The following is a 19,863-nucleotide window of genomic DNA, read 5'->3' as shown; positions in this document are numbered from 1 at the left end:
ATTCGCAGGATAGCATTAGGCTCAATTGATTATTTTATCGATGTTACAGGGAATACAGCATGCAGAACCGCCTTACGATTAAAGATATCGCGCGTTTAAGCGGCGTGGGGAAATCGACTGTCTCACGCGTGCTGAACAACGAAAGCGGTGTCAGCGAGCGCACACGCGAGCGCGTCGAGGCGGTGATGAATCAGCACGGTTTTTCCCCTTCCCGCTCCGCGCGCGCCATGCGCGGGCAGAGCGATAAAGTGGTCGCCATTATTGTCTCGCGTCTGGATTCCCTCTCCGAAAACCTCGCCGTACAGACGATGCTGCCCGCGTTCTACGAGCAGGGCTACGATCCGATCATGATGGAGAGCAAGTTCTCCGCGCAAATGGTGGAGGAGCATCTCGGCATGCTTCAGCGCCGTAATATTGATGGGGTGGTGCTGTTCGGATTTACCGGCCTAAAAGAGGACGTGCTTAAACCCTGGCAGCCGTCACTGGTGCTGCTGGCGCGCGACGCCAGCGGGTTTGCCTCTGTCTGTTACGATGACGAAGGGGCGATCGTGATCCTGATGCAGCGCCTGTATGAACAGGGCCATCGGCATATTAGCTATCTCGGCGTCCCGCATGCCGACATCACCACCGGCAAGCGTCGCCACGAAGCGTACCTGGCGTTTTGTAAAAAACACAATCTCTCCGCCGTGGCCGCGCTGCCCGGTCTGGGTATGAAACAGGGATATGAACAGGTCGCCAGCGTGCTGACGTCACAAACCACCGCCCTGGTATGCGCCACGGATACCCTTGCATTGGGTGCGAGCAAATATTTGCAGGAGCAGCGCATCGGGGAACTGCAATTAGCGAGCGTGGGAAGCACGCCGCTGATGAAGTTCTTACACCCGGAGATTATCAGCGTTGATCCGGGTTACGCCGAGTCTGGCCGGCAGGCTGCCGCGCAGCTGATCGAGCAGATTACCGGGCGTACCGAGCCCCGTCAGATCGTTATTCCAGCCCATCTCTCATAATTCTTTTGAATAGATTATTGTGATCTTCGCCCGATTTCGGGAACGTTCCCATTTTCGCCGTCACGTTGAAGGAGTAGGCTTGCGCACAGGTCATAACCCCTATCACCATCTGTCATGAGGTTTCATGATGAGTAAAGTAAAACAAACAGATATCGATCAGCTGATCGTCCTGGTCGGCGGACGCGATAACATCGCCACCGTCAGCCATTGCATTACCCGCCTGCGCTTCGTGCTGAACGATCCGGCCAAAGCCAACCCGAAGGCCATTGAAGAGCTTTCCATGGTTAAAGGCTGCTTCACCAACGCCGGGCAGTTTCAGGTGGTGATTGGTACCGAAGTGGGCGATTACTATCAGGCTCTGCTGGCGACTACCGGGCACTCTTCCGCCGATAAAGAGCAGGCGAAGAAGGCCGCGCGCCAGAATATGAAATGGCATGAGCAGCTGATTTCCCATTTTGCGGAGATCTTCTTCCCGCTGCTGCCAGCGCTGATCAGCGGGGGCTTAATTCTGGGCTTCCGTAACGTCATCGGCGATGTGCCAATGAGCGACGGCAAAACCCTGGCGCAGATGTACCCGGCGCTGCAAAGCATCTATGACTTCCTGTGGCTGATTGGCGAAGCGATCTTCTTCTATCTGCCGGTCGGGATCTGCTGGTCCGCGGTGCGCAAAATGGGCGGAACGCCAATTCTCGGTATCGTGCTCGGCGTGACGCTGGTCTCTCCGCAGTTAATGAACGCTTACTTACTTGGTCAGCAAACGCCAGAGGTGTGGAACTTTGGCCTGTTTACCATCGCCAAAGTGGGCTATCAGGCGCAGGTGATCCCGGCATTGCTGGCGGGCCTGGCGCTGGGCTTTATTGAGACGCGCCTGAAGCGCATCGTGCCGGATTACCTCTATCTGGTGGTGGTCCCGGTCTGCTCGCTGATCCTGGCAGTGTTCCTGGCGCACGCCTTTATCGGTCCGTTTGGCCGCATGATTGGCGACGGCGTGGCCTTCGCGGTCCGTCACCTGATGACCGGCAGCTTCGCGCCAATCGGTGCCGCGCTGTTTGGCTTCCTCTACGCTCCGCTGGTGATCACCGGCGTGCACCAGACCACGCTGGCGATTGATATGCAGATGATCCAGAGCCTCGGCGGTACGCCTGTCTGGCCGATCATCGCCCTGTCTAACATTGCGCAGGCCTCGGCGGTAACCGGCATCATCATCGTCAGCCGTAAGCACAACGAGCGAGAGATCTCCGTTCCGGCTGCCATCTCCGCTTACCTCGGCGTCACTGAACCGGCGATGTACGGTATCAATCTGAAATACCGCTTCCCGATGCTCTGCGCGATGATCGGCTCCGGTCTGGCGGGCTTGCTGTGCGGCCTGAACAGCGTGATGGCGAACGGGATTGGCGTCGGCGGCCTGCCGGGTATCCTCTCCATTCAGCCCGCGTTCTGGCAGGTATTTGCGCTGGCGATGGCGGTGGCGATTATCATCCCAATGGCGCTGACTACTGTGGTTTACCAGCGTAAGTTCCGTCAGGGCACGTTGCAGATTGTTTAATTCTCTCTTTCGGGGCGCAGTTGCGCCCCTTCGCATTTGCAGGAACGTACTATGAATACCCTTCCTCACTGGTGGCAGAACGGCGTCATCTATCAGATTTACCCAAAGAGTTTCCAGGACACCACCGGCAGCGGCACGGGCGATCTGCGCGGCGTGACGCAGCGCCTGGACTACCTGAAAACCCTCGGCATTGACGCCATCTGGCTGACGCCGTTTTATATCTCCCCGCAGGTGGATAACGGTTACGACGTGGCGAACTACACTGCCATCGATCCGACCTACGGCACGCTGGACGACTTTGACGAGCTGGTTGCCCGGGCGCATGAACGCGGCATCCGCATCGTGCTGGATATGGTCTTTAACCACACGTCCACGCAGCACGCCTGGTTCCGTGAGTCGCTGGATAAAGCGAGTCCGTACCGCCAGTTCTATATCTGGCGCGACGGTACGCCGGATACGCTTCCCAACAACTGGCGCTCCAAATTTGGCGGCAACGCCTGGCGCTGGCACGCCGAAAGCGAGCAGTATTATCTGCACCTGTTCGCACCGGAGCAGGCGGATCTCAACTGGGAAAACCCGGCGGTGCGCGCCGAGCTGAAAAAAGTGTGCGAGTTCTGGGCCGATCGCGGCGTGGACGGCTTGCGTCTGGACGTGATTAACCTGATTTCAAAAGATCAGGATTTCCCGGACGATACCCTCGGCGACGGTCGCCGCTTCTACACTGACGGGCCGCGCATCCACGAATATCTCCAGGAGATGAGCCGCGACGTCTTTACGCCGCGTAATCTGATGACGGTGGGCGAGATGTCCTCCACCTCGCTGGAGAACTGCCAACAGTACGCGTCTCTTGACGGCCGCGAGCTGTCGATGACCTTTAACTTCCACCACCTCAAGGTAGACTACCCCGGCGGCGAAAAATGGACGAAGGCGAAGCCGGACTTCGTGGCGCTAAAAAACCTTTTCCGCCACTGGCAGCAGGGGATGCACAACAAAGCCTGGAACGCGCTGTTCTGGTGTAACCATGACCAGCCGCGCATCGTGTCGCGCTTTGGTGACGAAGGGGAACACCGCGTGGCGGCGGCGAAAATGCTCGGCATGGTGCTGCACGGGATGCAGGGCACGCCGTATATCTACCAGGGTGAAGAACTGGGTATGACCAACCCGCATTTCAGCCGTATCACCGACTACCGCGACGTGGAAAGCCTGAACATGTTCGCCGAACAGCGGGCTAACGGTCGCGATACGGATGAACTACTGGCGATTCTGGCGAGTAAGTCACGCGATAATGGCCGCACGCCGATGCAGTGGGACGCCTCGCATAATGCGGGCTTTACCGAGGCCGAGCCGTGGATTGGCGTCTGCGACAACTACGAAACCGTGAATGCCCGCGCGGCGCTGGACGACCCCGATTCGGTGTTTTACACCTATCAGTCGCTGATTCGCCTGCGCAAAACCTTGTCGGTACTGACGTGGGGAGACTATGAAGATTTGCTTCCGGATCACCCTTCCCTGTGGTGCTACCGCCGCCAGTGGCAGGGACAAACGCTGATGGTGGTGGCGAACCTGAGCCACGCGCGCCAGCAGTGGCAGCCCGCCCCCGTAGAGGGAGCATGGCGGGTGGCACTCAGCAACTATGACGAGGTTGCCTTCCGACCCGATACGTTGCTATTGCGCCCGTTTGAAGCTATCTGGTGGGTGCAGGAATAAACCTCAGGAGATACAGCATGCTGTATCTCTTTTTTTATGTTTAGCGATACGCTAAATGTACGACGATAACTTTTACAATATGGCCCACTCAAAATAAAAATAGCCTGCCAATTAAATAACCTCGGCAGGATATTATGAAAAAGATAATTATTAAAGCAACGTGTATTAGCGCATTATTATTGAGCACACAGGGATGGTGCGGGAATACGTCCATCGACCTTCGCTTTGGTCATAATACGCGCTCAGACGTAAATGATTCACGCATTAAGGTCATGCATCAGGCGAATAACGGTTTTTACTTCTCCGTTGAAGCCGCACAAAACCATAATGATACGTTTTTTGGTGATACCGACAGATATAATCCCGACGACAAGGGGTTAACGGAAGCGGCACAGGAAATCGAAACGCGCTGGCGTTTTGATCTGGGAAATGGTTTCGCCGTTGCGCCTGGCATGGTGACGGTTTTCACCGCCAGCAATACGCATTACCGCCCCTTCATTCAGGGCTGGAAAGCCTTCGATAACGGTCTGAATCTCTCCGCCCGTTACCGCTATAACACCGTCAATGACGCGCACAGCGATAAAGAACTCGACGGCAGCGGTTATACTCGCCGCCAGTCACACCAGTTCGACATTTGGTTCGCGTATAACATCGGCAAATTCGGTATGTCCTATAACCCGCGCTTCCGCTGGCAGGATAACGTCGATCAGGGAACCGGGGATGACACCTACTGGGAGCACACCGTTGCATTCAACTACAAGCTTGACGACGGCTGGACGCCTTACGTCGAACTGGTTTCACTGGATAAAACGTACATCAATGATGACGGCAACCATGAAAATGATTACGCCGTACGTCTGGGGATAGTGAAGCAGCTCTGACGGCCTGACTACACCGTATCGTGCTGTAGCAGCCTACAGCCGATACGGTCCACGGCGCTTAACAGTTCAAGCTGCCCTTCCCGCTGATACAGCGAAACCGCGTTAATGTCGATTGGTAACGGCCAGCATAGCGTTGAGATCGACGCCAGTGTCGACCCCTGACGGGTAATCGCAATAATCTTCAACCCTTTGCGCAGCGCGTTACGCGCCATTTCAATCAGCGACTGCGTCTCCCCGGATTTACTGATTAACACCAGCGTCCCTTTCGATACCCGTGTCAACTGGTGCATGTCATTCAAAATAAGGTGCGGCAGGCTCGCCAGCGACAAAAAGCGCGACAGGTAGTTGAGGCTGGTGAGCGAGGCTCCCCGTGCGTAAAGATAGATATGGCTGGAATGCGTAAGCAACCTGGACACGTCTGTCACAATATCATCCGGCTGCGGCCCCACGTCGGGTGTAGCAGGTGCAGGTGTAAAATGGTCGCGTAAAAAACGGTACCGAAGCTCGGTATAGCTTTTATAGCCCATTTTTTTACATACACGATTAACGGATGTTGTCGTGGTAAAGGTATCACGGGCAATCTCTTTTGCCGATATATTAGAAATATTACACGCATGATGCTGAATGTATTCAAATATCAAACGTTCACTTCCCTGGAATGAATTCATCTATTACGCCCCGTTTAATCCCGAGATGATATTAACACAACAGAGAAATAGTCTCTGGAAGGCGCTTCACACATTGCATTTACGCGTATCACGATACGTAATTAGTATTAGCAAACATTAAAAACTGTTTTAGGTTCTCTTTATACTTCCCCTGTTTTCACATCCAGGGAATTATGACAATGACGAAACAAAAAGTTGTCGCGGTAACGGCCTGCCCGACAGGTATCGCACACACCTTTATGGCGGCGAATAAAATTATTGCATGGGCTAACGAGCACAATATCGAGGTAAAGGTCGAAACGCAGGGCAGCGACGGCGTTAAAAACCGCTTAACAAAACAGGATATCGCCTCCGCCACGGCCATTATTCTGGCAACCGACGTTCCCATTCAGGATGCCGAGCGTTTTGAAAACATTCCTCACCTTCAAACCCGCACACAAGAGCTGATCAAACATACCGATCGCTATCTGCGTCAGGCGCTGGCAAAGGAAAAAAACGTCACCACTGTCGCACAAGAAGACGATCTTCAGCGTTCGGCTTACCAGATTTTTATTGGCCATATTATGGCGGCCATCAGCTATATGCTGCCGGTGGTGGTGATGGGCGGGCTGATGATGGCGACGGCCAAAATAACCGGGCAGTTTATTAACATCGAACATTCGCCGTTCAGCGTGCTGGATAAAGTGGGCTTTATGACCATTAAGTTCATGTATCCCGTTTTTGCGATGTATCTGGCGTTTTCCATTGCCGGTAAACCGGCACTCATCCCCGGTCTTATTGGCGGCATCATGTCAGACGAAGTCTATAAGCGCTTCTTTGATATCGAAGGCTTTATGCCATCCGGCTTTTTCGGCGCCATTGGTATCGGCTTTTTTGTGGGCTATCTGGTGCGCTGGCTCAATGATTCGATTCACGTCCGCCAGCAGCTCACCACCATTAAAACCATGCTGCTCGTCCCGCTGATCACCGGCATTACGCTGGTGATGGTCATGGAATATTTGATTAACCCGATTTTTGGCTCGCTTAACCAGCTGATGGTGGTCTTTTTTACCTCGGCAGGTGACACCGGGCGCGGGTTCTATTCCGCGATGATTGCCGCGGGCACCGCGTTCGACCTGGGCGGTCCGGTCAACAAGGCGGCAGGCTCGGTCGCGCTCGGCCTGAATGGCATGAGCGAGACGTTTGATTTAACCGCCCGCGAACTCTCCATCGTGATCCCCTCCATTGGCGTCGGCTTTGCTGCGTTCCTCAACGGCCGCTTTGGATTACCGGATGTCTTTAGCCAGGAAGAGAAAACCGTCGGTAGCACCTCGTTGTTGCTGGGCGTGATTGGGATCTCCGAAGGCGCGATCCCGTTCATCCTGAAAAACCCAAGTCTGATCCCGGTGTTCATGACCGGTGCCGTCGCCGGCGCGCTGGTCGCCATTACCCTTGGCGTGAAGCAGACGCTGCCTCTGCCAGCCGTCTGGGGCTGGCCGCTGGCGACTAATGTAGCGGGCTACCTGGCGAGCGTCTTTATTGGCGCACTGATTTGCGCCCTGGGCGTGCTCTATGTCAGCCCAAAGAACGCCAGATAAGGGGAACGTCATGAATCAGATCCACGTCATTGCCCATACGCACTGGGATCAGGAGTGGTATTTCACCCGTCAGGACAGCATGGTGCTGGCGTCATATAATTTTGCGGACGTCATCAACACGCTGGAGCAGGACTCCGCTTACACCTGCTATCACCTTGACGGACAGATGGCGGTAGTGGAGGACTTTCTCGCCATCAATCCTGATTATCGCGCCAGGCTGGAAAAGCTGGTCAGAGAAAAAAGGATCTTCGTAGGGCCATGGTATACCCAGACGGACACCTACAACGTGCATGGCGAATCGATTATCCGCAACCTGAAGTACGGCATTTTTTCTGCCCGGACGCTGGGGCATGCGATGCAGGTTGGGTATCTTCCGGATACCTTTGGCCACAATGCGCAAATGCCCACGATCTTGCAGGGCTGCAATATCGACAATATCGTCTTCTGGCGCGGTATCGATCACGACAGGCACGCCAAAAGCAGCCAGTTCCTCTGGCGCGCACCCTCAGGTGCGACCGTCATCGCCTGTGCGATGGCGCTCGGTTATGGCGCGGCTAAAAACATGCGTTCGGAAGCCTCCCATCTCTGGGGAAAAATCTACCCGATGACCACACTTTTGCGTTCACGGGCCGGTCTAAACGACCTGCTCCTGCCCTGCGGCGGCGATCAGGTCAGCATCGACCCGGCGCTGCCGAAAATTCTGGAGGTCGCCAGCGCACAGTCCCCGGATCAGGACCGTTACTTCATCAGCTCTCTGGAGCGTTATGTAGAAACCCTTCGCGCGCAGCGTGAACAGTTTGAGCTCCTGGAAGGAGAGCTGAAATCGCCGCGCTACACCCGCATCCATAAAACGATCGGCTCCGTGCGCTACGACATCAAAAAGAAAAACGATGAGGTTGAACAATTCATCCTGCGACAGCTGGAGCCGACAATCGCAATGGCGCGTCACCAGGGGATTCCGGTCAACCTCGCGGTAGTCGACACCCTCTGGAAAAAGCTGTTGCGAAACCATGCCCACGATTCCATTGGCGGCTGTAATAGCGATGCCACCAACCGCGACATTCTGCATCGTATGGAACAAACCGAACAGCTGTGCCATAGCCTGTGGAATCTGGTGGTGAAAACCCTGGCCGCCGCCTGCGTTCAGGATGGCGACCTGCTGATTTTTAACTCGCTGGCTACCCCAACGCAGCGCGTGGTGATAGCCACCCTGTATAGCCGGGCGGATAATATCGCCCTGACGCATCAGGGGCAGCCCATCCCTTTCGACGTCCTGGAAAGAGACATTCTGCCCGGCGGAACGGCGATCTCCCTTACCGCCGAGGGCGAGTGCGAGACGCCCCTTCTCCCTTATTACCGCTGGCACGTTGCGGTAAAGACACCGGTTCTGCCGCCGATCGGCTATCTCACCGTTAACGTTGAAGAAGACCCTGCGCCTTTCCTGGCGTCTGAAAAGATAAAGGGCAGCGAGATTGAGAATGCGCATTATCGACTGTCGCTGGATGCCGGAACGCTTACCCTGCATGACAAACGCAGCGGCAGACGTATCCCCTCTTTCTTTACCTTTGAAGACTGCGCGGACGCGGGCGACAGCTACGATTTCTCACCGCTTGCGGGCGACGCGCCGACGCGCTGTTCGCATTTTACGCTCGTCGACGGCGTAAAAACGCCGCTTGTCGAAAAGCTGACCGTCGAGGCCACAATGCGTCTTCCGCAGGATCTCGCCAGCCGTCAGGATACGGCCCGAACGCCGTTATCCATTCGTCTGGTCTGCGAATTACGCCACGACGATCCGAATCTGTATGTCGAGGCTTCGCTGGAAAACAGCCACTGCGATCACCGGCTACGTTTACTGATCGGCAGCGATGTTCACACCCGTCACGCTATCGCCTCACAGCCCTTCGCAATCATCCAGCGCGAAACGGGATATGACGGTGAACACTGGCAAGAACGCTATCGCGAGAAGCCCGTGGATATCGAAACCAGCGAGGGCATTATCGCTGTCACGGAACCGGGTAAAGCGCTGGTTGTGACTAGCCGTGGCATGAAAGAATTTCAGATTATCGGCAGCGAACCCGCTGCTATTGCCCTGACGATGTTTAAATCGACGGGCGTGCTCGGACGCAGCGATCTCGAATGGCGACCGGGTCGGGCCTCCGGCATCAATAATACGGTGGTTGAGACTCCTGATGCCCAGTTGCTGAAACCGTTGCGCTTTTCATTCACCGTCGCGCTGGCCGACAACGCCGACCACCTCACGCTGCGCCAGCTGGAAAATCAGGCGGCTGGACAGCCCTTCACCTACCAACGGCAAACGCTACACACGCTCGATCACCGTCTTGAGCGCTTTTCGTTGCGTCTGCCCGAGCGCAGGCTTCCGGCAGAGTTCTCGCTACTGACCGTGCCGGAGCCGCTCATCCTTTCCGCTCTGCCCCATGCGCAGCTGCTGCATGGCACCGTCTTACGCGTATTTAACGCCGGGACACAACCGGCTCCCGTCCCGGAAAGTCTGGCAGTGTTACGGCAGATCAACTATCTGGAAGAGCCGATGCAACCGGTAACGGCGATCCTCCCCTCCGCAACCTGCGATTTTTTGATTGAGGCTTAATATGAACTTGCTGGCATTGACGCATCCCGATCTGGTGTTTATCAACCCGCCCCAACGTACGCCGGAAGCAGTGATCCGTTGGCTCACCGAGCCGCTCGCCAGGCGGAAGGTCATCAACGATCGAGAGGCATTTATCGAAAGCGTTTTACAACGTGAAAGTGAAGGCCCTACCGCGCTGGGTGAAGCGCTCGCCGTCCCGCACGGTAAAACCGAGGCGGTGCAACAGGCGGCATTTTGTCTGGCGCTCTTTGACGATCCGATATGCTGGCCGGGGCTGGAGGGTGATGAAGAGGTGAGGATGGTTTTCCTGCTCGCCATTCCGCCAGCGGAAGCAGGCAGTACGCATATGCACCTGCTGACGACGCTGACCAGCAGACTCACGGATGAGCGGGTGCGTGAGCAATTGCTGGCGGCGCGTACGCGGGAAGAGGCGATGTTTGCGCTGAGTAATGAAGGTTCTCAAAAACAGGACGATGCCCCCGAAAGCTCTCTTCTCATCCCGTTGGTACTGGGCTGCATCGTTACCGTAGCCTTTTTGCAGGCAGGGTTGAGCTGGGCCTGCGGGGTGAGTTAATCGAGCAGCGCTCAGCACAGGCTCTGCTGAGCGCTTGTTTTTGTTGAATAATTAATCAGATTTTTCCTTCGAGTCTTTACAATTGCCCCAGCGCCCGCCGTTTGTACTCTCGTCTTTTTACTTTGTTCTGCATCAAAAAAATCGCAAACTTGTTTGATGCAAATCACTATATGTAGCACTTAAAATGCACGCCGACCCAACATCTTGTATTTATCGTCTACTATTCCAACAACAAGACGGCGCGAACGCTGGCCGGAATTGTGGATAACACGAGCTGGGCACGCGGGAAGTCTTTGCCGCGGCGAGGAATACGTCCGGTGAATACTTCTCCACCTTTGTGGATAACCTGTTTTTAAAATGGAGTGATCATGACACCGCATGTGATGAAACGTGATGGCTGTAAAGTGCCGTTTAAATCAGAGCGCATCAAAGAAGCCATTCTGCGTGCAGCTAAAGCAGCGGGAGTCGATGACGCAGATTACTGCGCCACCGTCGCAGAAGTCGTTAGCAGCCAGATGCATGAACGCAGCCAGGTGGATATCAACGAGATCCAGACCGCGGTTGAAAACCAGCTGATGTCTGGTCCTTACAAGCAGCTGGCGCGCGCCTACATTGAGTATCGTCACGACCGTGACGTCCAGCGTGAGAAACGCGGTCGCCTGAACCAGGAGATCCGCGGCCTGGTAGAGCAAACCAACTCGTCGCTGCTCAATGAAAATGCCAACAAAGACAGCAAAGTGATCCCAACCCAGCGCGACCTGCTGGCCGGTATCGTCGCCAAGCACTATGCCCGCCAGCACCTGCTGCCGCGCGACGTGGTGTCTGCGCACGAGCGCGGTGAGATCCACTATCACGATCTCGACTACTCGCCGTTCTTCCCGATGTTTAACTGCATGCTGATCGACCTGAAAGGCATGCTGACCCACGGTTTTAAAATGGGTAACGCCGAGATTGAGCCGCCGAAATCCATCTCCACCGCGACGGCGGTCACGGCGCAGATCATCGCCCAGGTGGCGAGCCACATCTATGGCGGCACCACCATTAACCGCATCGATGAAGTGCTGGCCCCGTTCGTGGCCGAGAGCTTCAACAAACACCGTAAAACGGCGGAAGAGTGGCAGATCCCGGATGCCGACGGTTACGCCCGTTCCCGCACCGAGAAAGAGTGCTACGACGCGTTCCAGTCGCTGGAATATGAGGTAAACACGCTGCACACCGCCAACGGCCAGACGCCGTTTGTGACCTTCGGGTTTGGCCTCGGCACCAGCTGGGAATCACGCCTGATCCAGCAGTCTATTCTGCGCAACCGCATCTCCGGCCTCGGTAAAAACCGTAAAACGGCGGTGTTCCCGAAACTGGTGTTCGCCATTCGTGACGGCCTGAACCACAAGTTTGGCGATCCGAACTATGACATCAAGCAGCTGGCGCTGGAGTGCGCGAGCAAGCGTATGTACCCGGACATCCTCAACTACGACCAGGTGGTGAAAGTCACCGGTTCGTTTAAAACGCCAATGGGCTGCCGCAGCTTCCTCGGCGTGTACGAAGATGAGAACGGCGAGCAGATCCACGACGGGCGCAACAACCTGGGCGTCATCAGCCTGAACCTGCCGCGCATCGCGCTGGAAGCTAAAGGGAATGAAGCGGCCTTCTGGACGCTGCTGGATGAACGTTTACAGCTGGCACGTAAGGCGCTGATGACCCGCATCGCCCGTCTTGAAGGGGTGAAAGCCCGCGTCGCGCCAATTCTCTATATGGAAGGAGCCTGCGGCGTGCGCCTGAAGGCGGACGATGATGTGTCGGAGATCTTCAAAAACGGTCGCGCATCGATCTCTCTTGGCTATATCGGCATTCACGAAACGATTAACGCGCTGTTTGGCGACAAGCACATCTATGACAACGACGCCCTGCGTGAGAAAGGTATCGCGATTGTGCAGCGCCTGCGCGATGCGGTAGACCAGTGGAAAGAGGAAACTGGCTACGGTTTCAGCCTGTACAGCACGCCGAGCGAAAACCTCTGCGATCGCTTCTGCCGTCTGGACACCGCCGAGTTCGGCATCGTGGAAGGCGTGACCGACAAAGGTTACTACACCAACAGCTTCCACCTCGATGTGGAGAAGAAGGTGAACCCGTACGACAAGATCGACTTTGAAGCGGCCTATCCGCCCATCGCGAACGGCGGTTTTATCTGCTACGGCGAGTACCCGAACATTCAGCACAACCTGAAGGCGCTGGAAGACGTGTGGGATTACAGCTATCAGCACGTGCCGTACTACGGAACCAACACGCCAATTGACGAGTGCTACGAGTGCGGCTTTACCGGTGAGTTCGAATGCACCAGCAAAGGCTTCACCTGCCCGAAATGCGGTAACCACGACGCAGCCCGCGTCTCCGTGACCCGCCGCGTGTGCGGCTACCTCGGCAGCCCGGATGCCCGTCCGTTTAACGCCGGTAAGCAGGAAGAGGTGAAGCGCAGGGTGAAACATCTGGGGAATGGGCAGATCGAGTAATCCGCTGCCACGTTAATGCCCGGTGGCGCTGCGCTTACCGGGCCTACGGACCGCTCTCTTTTGTAGGCCGGGTAAGCGCAGCGCCACCCGGCGTGGTTATTCGCGATGAACTATCACCAGTACTACCCCGTCGACATCGTCAACGGCCCCGGCACCCGCTGTACCCTGTTTGTATCAGGCTGCGTTCACGAGTGCCCCGGCTGCTACAACAAAAGCACCTGGCGCCTGAACTCGGGTATGCCGTTTACCGCTGAGATGGAAGACCGCATCATCAACGACCTGAACGACACGCGCATCAAACGCCAGGGGATCTCGCTCTCCGGCGGCGACCCGCTCCATCCGCAAAACGTGCCGGCGATCCTGAAGCTGGTAAAACGCATCCGCCGCGAGTGCGCAGGAAAAGACATCTGGGTCTGGACGGGCTATAAGCTGGATGAACTGAATGCGCAGCAGATGGAAGTGGTGGATCTGATTAACGTCCTGGTCGACGGCAAGTTCGTGCAGGATCTAAAAGATCCTATGCTTATCTGGCGCGGCAGCAGCAACCAGGTTGTGCATCATCTGCGTTGAATGAAGGCGGATATCCTCTGTCCGCCTGAACGTCAAAACCGACTCAAACTCTCCATCGCCTCAGCCTTAAACGCCGCAAAATTCTCGCACTGGCACAGGCGCGCCATCGCGCGTTCACGCAGGAAGGTGACAAAGATGTCGTAAATCGCCATTGCCTCTTCGTACTCGCTTTTGCTGATGGCGAGCAGGAAGATGACATGAGCGGTTTCATCTCCCCACTGAATGCCCTGCGGCGCCAGCACGGTGTAGACCACCGTTTTTTGCGCCAGCAGCCCGAGGGAGTGCGGCAGCGCGATGCCGTCGCCGAGCATGGTGCTGACGATGGCTTCACGCTCGATAACCGATTCCAGAAACTCCGCGCCGACAAAACCTTCCCCTTCAAGCTGCCCGCACAGTTCGCGGAACAGCGTTTGCTGGTCGACAGGCTTGTCGAGAATGCGGAAATGGGCCGCGTCGAAGTATTTTTCCAGCATCCACGGGCGGGTGCGATCCACCAGCACCAGCTTGCCGATCTGCTCTAACTGATAATCGGTCGGGAACGGGGCGATCATCACCACCGGTTTGGATTTTTCGCTCACGCGGGCGGTGGAGATCACGAAGTCTTCGCCAATGGCATCGGCAAGCTCGTACTCACGAAGGGTGAGCGTGCGCGTCACCTCAATCTGCGGATATTTACGCTGAAGTACCGCCTCGATCATGCGCACCATCGCGTTACCGGCGTCGCACACCAGCAGCACCCGCGGCTGGCGCTGGTAGCCGATATTGTAATGGCGCTCCAGCCCGACGCCGATATGCAGCACCAGAAAACCAATTTCGTTTTCGCTGATCACATACGGGGTGTATTTGCCCCAGCTCGACACCGCCGCGAGGGTCATATCCCACGCCATCGGGTAGTGCTGCTTGATGTTATCCAGCAGCGGATTGGGGATCATGATTTGATACCGCACGCGGGTAATCATGGTTTTGATGTGCGTGAGCAGATCTGCATGCAGTTGCTCATCGCTCAGCAGGTTGTAGTTATAGTGGGTGTTGATGTAGCGCAGAATGTAGTTGACCAGCGCTTCATCGTCGTCGGCGTTAATCGCGCTGGGGGCGATCTCCTGGATCTGCCGCGCCGCAATGTGCACGCATAGCCAGCTCTCTTCTGACGGCGAAAGCGCTTTGCCCGCCAGCTCCTGGATAGCCACCGCGATATCTTTCGCCGCCTCACGCACGTTCTCTTCCACGTCTTCCGCGTGGAATTCCGGCAGCGGATACCCCTCGCTGATGCGCCGCACCGACACCGCGCAGTACAGGCGCAGGAACAGCTCGCCTTCATCGGTCAGGCGAATGTGATGGCGCGTCAGCGCATCGTGCAGCACCGGCACCATCTTTTCCGCCACGCCCGCGTTCAACGCCACGTCGGTCACCAGCGGGTTCAGGCTGTCCTGCTGCGCCAGCTCCCACAGAAGGTCGGTCAGGCAGGCGCGGATCGCCATCTCGCTGCCAAACAGCTTCATCCCGTGGCGCGGGCGGGTTTCCAGCGTCAGGTTGTAACGGTGAAACCACTCACGCACTTCCACCATGTCGCTCTGCAACGTGGCCCGGCTGACGAACCACTCATCGGCCAGATCCTCCAGCTTGAGGGAAAAGGCTGACGTCAGAAAACGCACCACCAGATAGTGCACGCGCTCCGGTCCGGTTCGCGGAATACGCAGCGCGCGCGGGTGGGACGCCTGCAATTGTTGATAGCGCACCACATCATTAATTTTGAGCTGATAGCCGTTGCCCCGGCTCAAAATGAACTGCGCGCCGTGGCTGGCCAGCAGCGCGTTCAGGGCGGTGATATCCGCCCGGACGGTTCGCGTGGAGACCGACAGCCGCTGCGCCAGCTCGTCCTGTGGCAGCGTCTCGTTTTGCAACAGATCGAAAAGTTGCGCTAAACGTTGGTTCGGAAATCGCACGTCGTTGTCCTCTTACTGCTCAGGGTGAAATGACCATCTGGGATGGGCTGCCGACCGGGGTATAGTCTGGCTCGGCGCTCAGCTTGCCGTCCGGCGCCACGCGGAAACGGGTAATGTTGTCGCTGCGCTGGTTCATGACGTATAGCCAGCGACCCTGCTTATCGAGCGTCAGGGTGCGCGGATAGTCGCCGCGCGTCCAGACATCATCCTGATGCGTCAGCGTACCCTCCGCCGTTACGGTAAAGTGCCCGATGCTGTTATGCAAACGGTTAGCGACATACAGCTGTTTCCCGTCGGCGCTTAGCGCCAGCCCGGCAGCAAAACTGGTGCCTTTATAACCGTCCGGCAGGGCTGAAACCGTTTTACCCTCTTTCAGCCTGCCATTACTGTCCAGCGCATAATGGGTGAGCGTAGACGCCTCTTCGTTAATCAGCCACAGGGCATCGCCTTTCGGCGTAAAGACGAAGTGGCGCGGCCCGGCCCCTTTTGAGGAGGCGCTGATAAATGGCGGATCGTTCGGAGTCAGCTTCCCGGTTTGATCGTCAAAACGGTACTGATAGATGCGATCCAGCCCCAGATCGGTGGAAAAAACGTATTTCCCGCCCGGATCGGCGGCGATCATGTGCGCATGTGGGCCGTTATGATCGCTGATGGCGAAACTGCCTTCGACGGCAGCTTCCGGCTTCGCCGCGCCCGGTTCGCCTTTGTCCTGATGGGTGTCCGTAGCATCGCCCAGGCTGCCGTCTGCGTTAACGGGTAGCACCGCGACAGTTCCGCTGATGTAGTTTGCCACCAGCAGATGTTTGCCGTTCGGCGTCAGGGAAAGATACACCGGCCCCGCGCCGCCGGAGGACACCTGATTCAGCTCGCTCAGCGCGCCGTTATCACCGATGCGCAGCGCCTGCACCACGCCCTGCTCCACTTCGCTTGCCAGATACAGCGTTTTGCCGTCGTGTGAGACGGTTAACTGCGCGGCGTTCGGCAGTTTGCTCACCAGTGTTTTATCGTTCAGCGCACCGGTTTGCGGATCGACGGTAAAGCGGTACAGCCCTTCACCGTTCGGATTATAGGTGCCCACCCAGGCGTACTGGGTTTGAGCGATTGCAGAGGTAGCAAGTAAAGAGAGTGAAGCGACAAGCAGGGTACGGGTGTGCATGGTGGCTCCTTCGGGTGTGTGCGGTTTGTTTCCCCTCGCCCCAGCCCTCTCCCAAAGGGAGAGGGGGTAAAGGTTCCCTCTCCCGGTGGGAGAGGGTTAGGGTGAGGGGCAGGTTCTACTTAACCAGCTTCTTCGTCATCGCCAGCAGCGTACGCACATCTTCCGGACGCGTATCACCGCTGGCTTTATCGATAATCGAGCTGTAGATATGCGGGATGATTTTGCTCACGCCCGCATCCAGGGCGATCTGCAAGATCGCCTCGAAGTTCTCCAGATCGATTCCCCCGGTCGGCTCCAGCCAGAAGTCGTGACGGGCGCAGGCTTCCGCCACCGCCTGGTATTCGTCACGGCATTTCAGGCCGCCCATCGGGAAGTACTTGATGGAGCTGCCGCCGAAATCTTTCAGCAGGGCGATAGCGGTTTCAACCGGCACTATGCCGTCCATAGCTGCGCTGCTCAGCGGGCCGGTGGAGATTTTCACCATGCCGACGGTGCCGGTCGGGGAGACCAGACCGTTGACCACGGACTCATTCTGCCCCAGCAGCGCGCGGCTGGTGGCCACGCCGGTAAAGACCTGGTTAACGTGCTGCGGCTGCACCTGGCGGGAGATTTCACTCACCATCGCCGACTGGTTCGGGTCGCCCGCGCCCAGCCCCACGGAGAGCGCGTTATCAATCAGGGCTGCGTATTCGCGCATGTCCGCAACCGCGCTCGCCACGTCCGGGTAATTTTTGGAGAGCACGCCCACCAGCACATGACCTTCCGCCGCCTCGTAAATGGCGCTGGCGTTGGCCTTTGAGCCTGCCAGCACGTTCAGGCAGACGCGGTCACGGTAAAAGTTGGGGGTCAGTTTCATGCGTTTTTCTCCTGTCCTAATACTTCGCTAATGCGTCGGTACACGATGTTCAGCTGGTCAGCATTCACGCTGCGCACGTCCGCCTCGATAATCCCTTCGTTGGCCTTATAGCCACGGAAGTAAATGGCGTATTCGCCCTGTTTCAGCTTCGCCACCAGATCGCCCGTGCCGACGCCCGTAGCGGCTTCGTCGAACTTAATCTCGGTACGGGCGATATCGCGACCGGCGCTGTCCCAGACCACGCGCGCGGTCACGCCGTTCAGGGTGTTCAACGCGTCGATAAACGGCGTCATCTTCGCCACCATCTCGGCCCCGCTCTCTTTGGTCGCCGTCAGGTAGTGTTCGATGGCGCAGGTCAGGCCCAGGATACCCTCTTTGCCCACTTTCATCGCGCGACCAATGCCCGCCGTCTGGCGCTTCACCCACTCAACGTACTGGGTTTTGCCGATCACCAGCCCGCTGGTTGGCCCTTCGATCGCCTTCGCGCCGCTGTAGATCACCAGATCGGCACCGGAGCGGTAGTAGGCGTGCAGATCTTCTTCCGCCGCCGCATCGACGATCAGCGGGAGATCGTGCTTGCGCGCCACGACCGCCGCCTGCTCGACGCTGAGCATGCTTTTCTGCACGCAGTGGTGCGATTTGATGTAGAGGATCGCCGCCGTGCGCGGAGTGATCGCCGCCGCCAGCTGATCGGCAGAGCATTCGTTGGCGTAGCCCGCCTCCACCAGCTTGCCGCCGCCCAGCGCCACCATGGTGCCCACCGGCGCGCCAAAGTTCACGTTGTGGCCTTTCGGCAGGACGATTTCGTTGTTTTCAATCGGTGTGACGTGCAGGTTTTCCAGCAGCCAGTCGCTGTCTTTCACCAGCACCGCCGCCACGGACTGGGCAATGCCCGCCGACGCGCAGGAGACCACCGTCGCCCCTTCCACCTCCAGCAGCTTCGCGATGTATTCCCCGGTTTTATTGACCAGATCCTTCATCTCGAAATAGTGATTCATGCCGTCCATCGCCGACTGCACCACTTCCGGGCGCGGCGTGGAGACACCCAGCGCCGTCATGCGGCCAGAGGTGTTGATAACCTGCTTTAAGTTGTACTTCTCATAAATCGAAGGCATGTTCCGTGCTCCCTTGTTCGGTCATGTAGCCCTTGCCCGCGCGGATCGCGGCAAGCGGCATCAGAATGTGTTCAGCCTGTAGGCTGTCGTTTTCGGCATCCGTCAGCACCGTCGGCTGGCGCTTGAGCGTAAACAGCGTCAGATCGGCGTCGAGGCCAGGCTGAATGCGGCCTTTGCGCGTCAGGCGCAGGCCGTCGGCGGCGTTGGCCGTGACACAGTCAATCACCTGCGGCAATGACATGCCGATGGCGAGGAATTTCGACATCACGCTCGCCAGCGAGCCGACCGGGCCGTTGATGCGGTTGCGGCAGTAAATATCCGAGCTGATGGTATGCGGCAGAATGCCCATCGCAATGGCGCGCTTCGCCACTTCAAAGCTGAAGCTCGCCGTGCCGTGACCGACGTCCAGGCGCACGCCGCGCTTCAGGGCGGAGGTGATGGAGGCGCGCAGCTCGCCGGAGGGCGTCAGAATGCGGTTAGGCTTGCCGTTGTAGCAGTGGGTGATGATGTCGCCGGAGCTCAGCAGTTCGGCAATCTCATCGAGGTTCGGCGGGTTGTTGCCGATGTGCACCATCAGCGGCAGGTCGCTGTTCTCTTTCTGAATCGCTTTCGCGCGCTCCAGCGGGGTGATGCCGTTTTCACCGACCACGCTGCTGCTCATGCGCGCCTTCAGGCCAACGATAAAATCCGGGTGGCGCGTCACCGCCTGCTTCACCGCATCGGCGTCAATGTTCGCCATGTTGGCCAGCTCGTTCTGGGCGATCAGCCCCACGCGGGAGATGTTCAGCAGGGCAAACACCTCGGTGGAGGCTTTGCGGGTGATGGCGTAAAAATCGTCCACGTCGTCGGCTCCGGTACTGCCCGCGTCCACCACGGTGGTGACGCCGGTGGCAATGCCCACGCTGTCCGGCTCGTCATGGTAAATCGGGGAGTTCGGGTAGCAGTGGACGTGGGAGTCAATCCAGCCCGCGCTGACGAACACGTCGCCGTTCAGCTCAACCGTTTTGCGGGCGGGAGCGTCAATGTCGCCTGTCGCGGCAATCTTCCCGTCCTGGATGGCGATATCGGTCAGGGTATCGTCGGCGAGGCGCGCACGGCGCAGGAGTAAATCAAACATGAGGATCTCCTGATAAAGCGGGCACCGAAGC

The 19,863-nt window shown here is 57.4% G+C and carries 15 protein-coding genes; 9 read left to right on the top strand and 6 right to left on the bottom strand.

The genetic code is table 11. The annotated features are described in order from the left end of the window. Positions 1 to 59 precede the first annotated feature (59 nt). From treR to ACJTMZ_RS11490, 4 genes are all read left to right on the top strand, one after another. Positions 60 to 1,007, top strand: a complete 948-nt coding sequence (treR, locus tag ACJTMZ_RS11505; RefSeq protein ID WP_047364817.1) for a trehalose operon repressor TreR — start codon at positions 60 to 62, stop codon at positions 1,005 to 1,007. Positions 1,008 to 1,134: 127 nt separating this feature from the next. Continuing rightward, the gene (treB, locus tag ACJTMZ_RS11500; protein ID WP_020480548.1) at positions 1,135 to 2,553 is read left to right on the top strand and encodes a PTS trehalose transporter subunit IIBC; all 1,419 of its coding nucleotides are present in this window, start codon (positions 1,135 to 1,137) and stop codon (positions 2,551 to 2,553) included. A gap of 51 nt (positions 2,554 to 2,604) precedes the next feature. Then, positions 2,605 to 4,260 carry an alpha,alpha-phosphotrehalase gene (gene treC / locus ACJTMZ_RS11495; RefSeq protein ID WP_408626922.1) on the top strand — a complete coding sequence of 552 codons (1,656 nt, stop codon included), beginning with the start codon at positions 2,605 to 2,607 and terminating at the stop codon, positions 4,258 to 4,260. Between the two features lie 134 nt (positions 4,261 to 4,394). Continuing rightward, positions 4,395 to 5,141 (top strand): oligogalacturonate-specific porin KdgM family protein, encoded by a 747-nt coding sequence (locus ACJTMZ_RS11490; protein ID WP_252010780.1) that lies wholly within the window; start codon positions 4,395 to 4,397, stop codon positions 5,139 to 5,141. Between the two features lie 8 nt (positions 5,142 to 5,149). On the opposite strand, the gene ACJTMZ_RS11485 is transcribed toward ACJTMZ_RS11490, so the two are convergent. Beyond that, entirely contained in the window at positions 5,150 to 5,809 is a 660-nt protein-coding gene (locus ACJTMZ_RS11485; RefSeq protein ID WP_015572516.1) for a MurR/RpiR family transcriptional regulator, read from the bottom strand. Between the two features lie 179 nt (positions 5,810 to 5,988). On the opposite strand from ACJTMZ_RS11485, the gene ACJTMZ_RS11480 reads away from it, so the two are divergent. From ACJTMZ_RS11480 to nrdG, 5 genes are all read left to right on the top strand, one after another. Then, the gene (locus tag ACJTMZ_RS11480; RefSeq protein WP_408626921.1) at positions 5,989 to 7,386 is read left to right on the top strand and encodes a PTS fructose transporter subunit IIC; all 1,398 of its coding nucleotides are present in this window, start codon (positions 5,989 to 5,991) and stop codon (positions 7,384 to 7,386) included. Positions 7,387 to 7,396: 10 nt separating this feature from the next. Further along, complete coding sequence (locus ACJTMZ_RS11475; RefSeq protein ID WP_252010779.1) at positions 7,397 to 9,994, top strand: glycoside hydrolase family 38 C-terminal domain-containing protein; 2,598 nt, start codon at positions 7,397 to 7,399, stop codon at positions 9,992 to 9,994. Position 9,995: 1 nt separating this feature from the next. Then, positions 9,996 to 10,568, top strand: a complete 573-nt coding sequence (locus ACJTMZ_RS11470; protein WP_252010778.1) for a PTS sugar transporter subunit IIA — start codon at positions 9,996 to 9,998, stop codon at positions 10,566 to 10,568. Positions 10,569 to 10,936: 368 nt separating this feature from the next. After that, positions 10,937 to 13,075, top strand: a complete 2,139-nt coding sequence (gene nrdD, locus ACJTMZ_RS11465; RefSeq protein ID WP_063405022.1) for an anaerobic ribonucleoside-triphosphate reductase — start codon at positions 10,937 to 10,939, stop codon at positions 13,073 to 13,075. 105 nt (positions 13,076 to 13,180) lie between these two features. Further along, positions 13,181 to 13,645 (top strand): anaerobic ribonucleoside-triphosphate reductase-activating protein, encoded by a 465-nt coding sequence (gene nrdG / locus ACJTMZ_RS11460; RefSeq protein ID WP_023302982.1) that lies wholly within the window; start codon positions 13,181 to 13,183, stop codon positions 13,643 to 13,645. 32 nt (positions 13,646 to 13,677) lie between these two features. On the opposite strand, the gene ACJTMZ_RS11455 is transcribed toward nrdG, so the two are convergent. From ACJTMZ_RS11455 to ACJTMZ_RS11435, 5 genes are all read right to left on the bottom strand, one after another. Next, entirely contained in the window at positions 13,678 to 15,588 is a 1,911-nt protein-coding gene (locus ACJTMZ_RS11455; protein ID WP_017383912.1) for a transcription antiterminator, read from the bottom strand. Positions 15,589 to 15,607: 19 nt separating this feature from the next. After that, positions 15,608 to 16,744 (bottom strand): lactonase family protein, encoded by a 1,137-nt coding sequence (locus tag ACJTMZ_RS11450; protein WP_015572512.1) that lies wholly within the window; start codon positions 16,742 to 16,744, stop codon positions 15,608 to 15,610. A gap of 115 nt (positions 16,745 to 16,859) precedes the next feature. Next, a complete protein-coding gene (dagF, locus tag ACJTMZ_RS11445; protein ID WP_015572511.1) occupies positions 16,860 to 17,600 on the bottom strand; it encodes a 2-dehydro-3-deoxy-phosphogluconate aldolase in 741 nt (246 codons plus the stop codon). After that, a complete protein-coding gene (locus ACJTMZ_RS11440) occupies positions 17,597 to 18,715 on the bottom strand; it encodes a DgaE family pyridoxal phosphate-dependent ammonia lyase (RefSeq protein WP_063405020.1) in 1,119 nt (372 codons plus the stop codon). Before ACJTMZ_RS11440 ends, dagF begins: the two co-directional genes overlap by 4 nt. After that, the gene (locus ACJTMZ_RS11435; RefSeq protein WP_039271920.1) at positions 18,699 to 19,832 is read right to left on the bottom strand and encodes an amidohydrolase/deacetylase family metallohydrolase; all 1,134 of its coding nucleotides are present in this window, start codon (positions 19,830 to 19,832) and stop codon (positions 18,699 to 18,701) included. The genes ACJTMZ_RS11440 and ACJTMZ_RS11435 overlap by 17 nt, the downstream gene beginning before the upstream one ends. Positions 19,833 to 19,863 lie beyond the last annotated feature (31 nt).

Origin of the sequence: Enterobacter sp. DN, assembly GCF_046054285.1 — a bacterium.
GTDB lineage: Bacteria > Pseudomonadota > Gammaproteobacteria > Enterobacterales > Enterobacteriaceae > Enterobacter > Enterobacter hormaechei_C.
The sequence above is the reverse complement of the archived record's forward strand: the minus strand, read 5'-3'. Positions and strand labels throughout refer to the sequence as shown.

Bases quoted from the DNA above. Each gene is read 5' to 3' on its own strand.
- treR (WP_047364817.1), top strand. From the start codon at position 60: ATGCAGAACCGCCTTACGATTAAAGATATCGCGCGTTTAAGCGGCGTG.
- treB (WP_020480548.1), top strand. From the start codon at position 1,135: ATGAGTAAAGTAAAACAAACAGATATCGATCAGCTGATCGTCCTGGTC.
- treC (WP_408626922.1), top strand. From the start codon at position 2,605: ATGAATACCCTTCCTCACTGGTGGCAGAACGGCGTCATCTATCAGATT.
- ACJTMZ_RS11490 (WP_252010780.1), top strand. From the start codon at position 4,395: ATGAAAAAGATAATTATTAAAGCAACGTGTATTAGCGCATTATTATTG.
- ACJTMZ_RS11485 (WP_015572516.1), bottom strand. From the start codon at position 5,809: ATGAATTCATTCCAGGGAAGTGAACGTTTGATATTTGAATACATTCAG.
- ACJTMZ_RS11480 (WP_408626921.1), top strand. From the start codon at position 5,989: ATGACGAAACAAAAAGTTGTCGCGGTAACGGCCTGCCCGACAGGTATC.
- ACJTMZ_RS11475 (WP_252010779.1), top strand. From the start codon at position 7,397: ATGAATCAGATCCACGTCATTGCCCATACGCACTGGGATCAGGAGTGG.
- ACJTMZ_RS11470 (WP_252010778.1), top strand. From the start codon at position 9,996: ATGAACTTGCTGGCATTGACGCATCCCGATCTGGTGTTTATCAACCCG.
- nrdD (WP_063405022.1), top strand. From the start codon at position 10,937: ATGACACCGCATGTGATGAAACGTGATGGCTGTAAAGTGCCGTTTAAA.
- nrdG (WP_023302982.1), top strand. From the start codon at position 13,181: ATGAACTATCACCAGTACTACCCCGTCGACATCGTCAACGGCCCCGGC.
- ACJTMZ_RS11450 (WP_015572512.1), bottom strand. From the start codon at position 16,744: ATGCACACCCGTACCCTGCTTGTCGCTTCACTCTCTTTACTTGCTACC.
- dagF (WP_015572511.1), bottom strand. From the start codon at position 17,600: ATGAAACTGACCCCCAACTTTTACCGTGACCGCGTCTGCCTGAACGTG.
- ACJTMZ_RS11440 (WP_063405020.1), bottom strand. From the start codon at position 18,715: ATGCCTTCGATTTATGAGAAGTACAACTTAAAGCAGGTTATCAACACC.
- ACJTMZ_RS11435 (WP_039271920.1), bottom strand. From the start codon at position 19,832: ATGTTTGATTTACTCCTGCGCCGTGCGCGCCTCGCCGACGATACCCTG.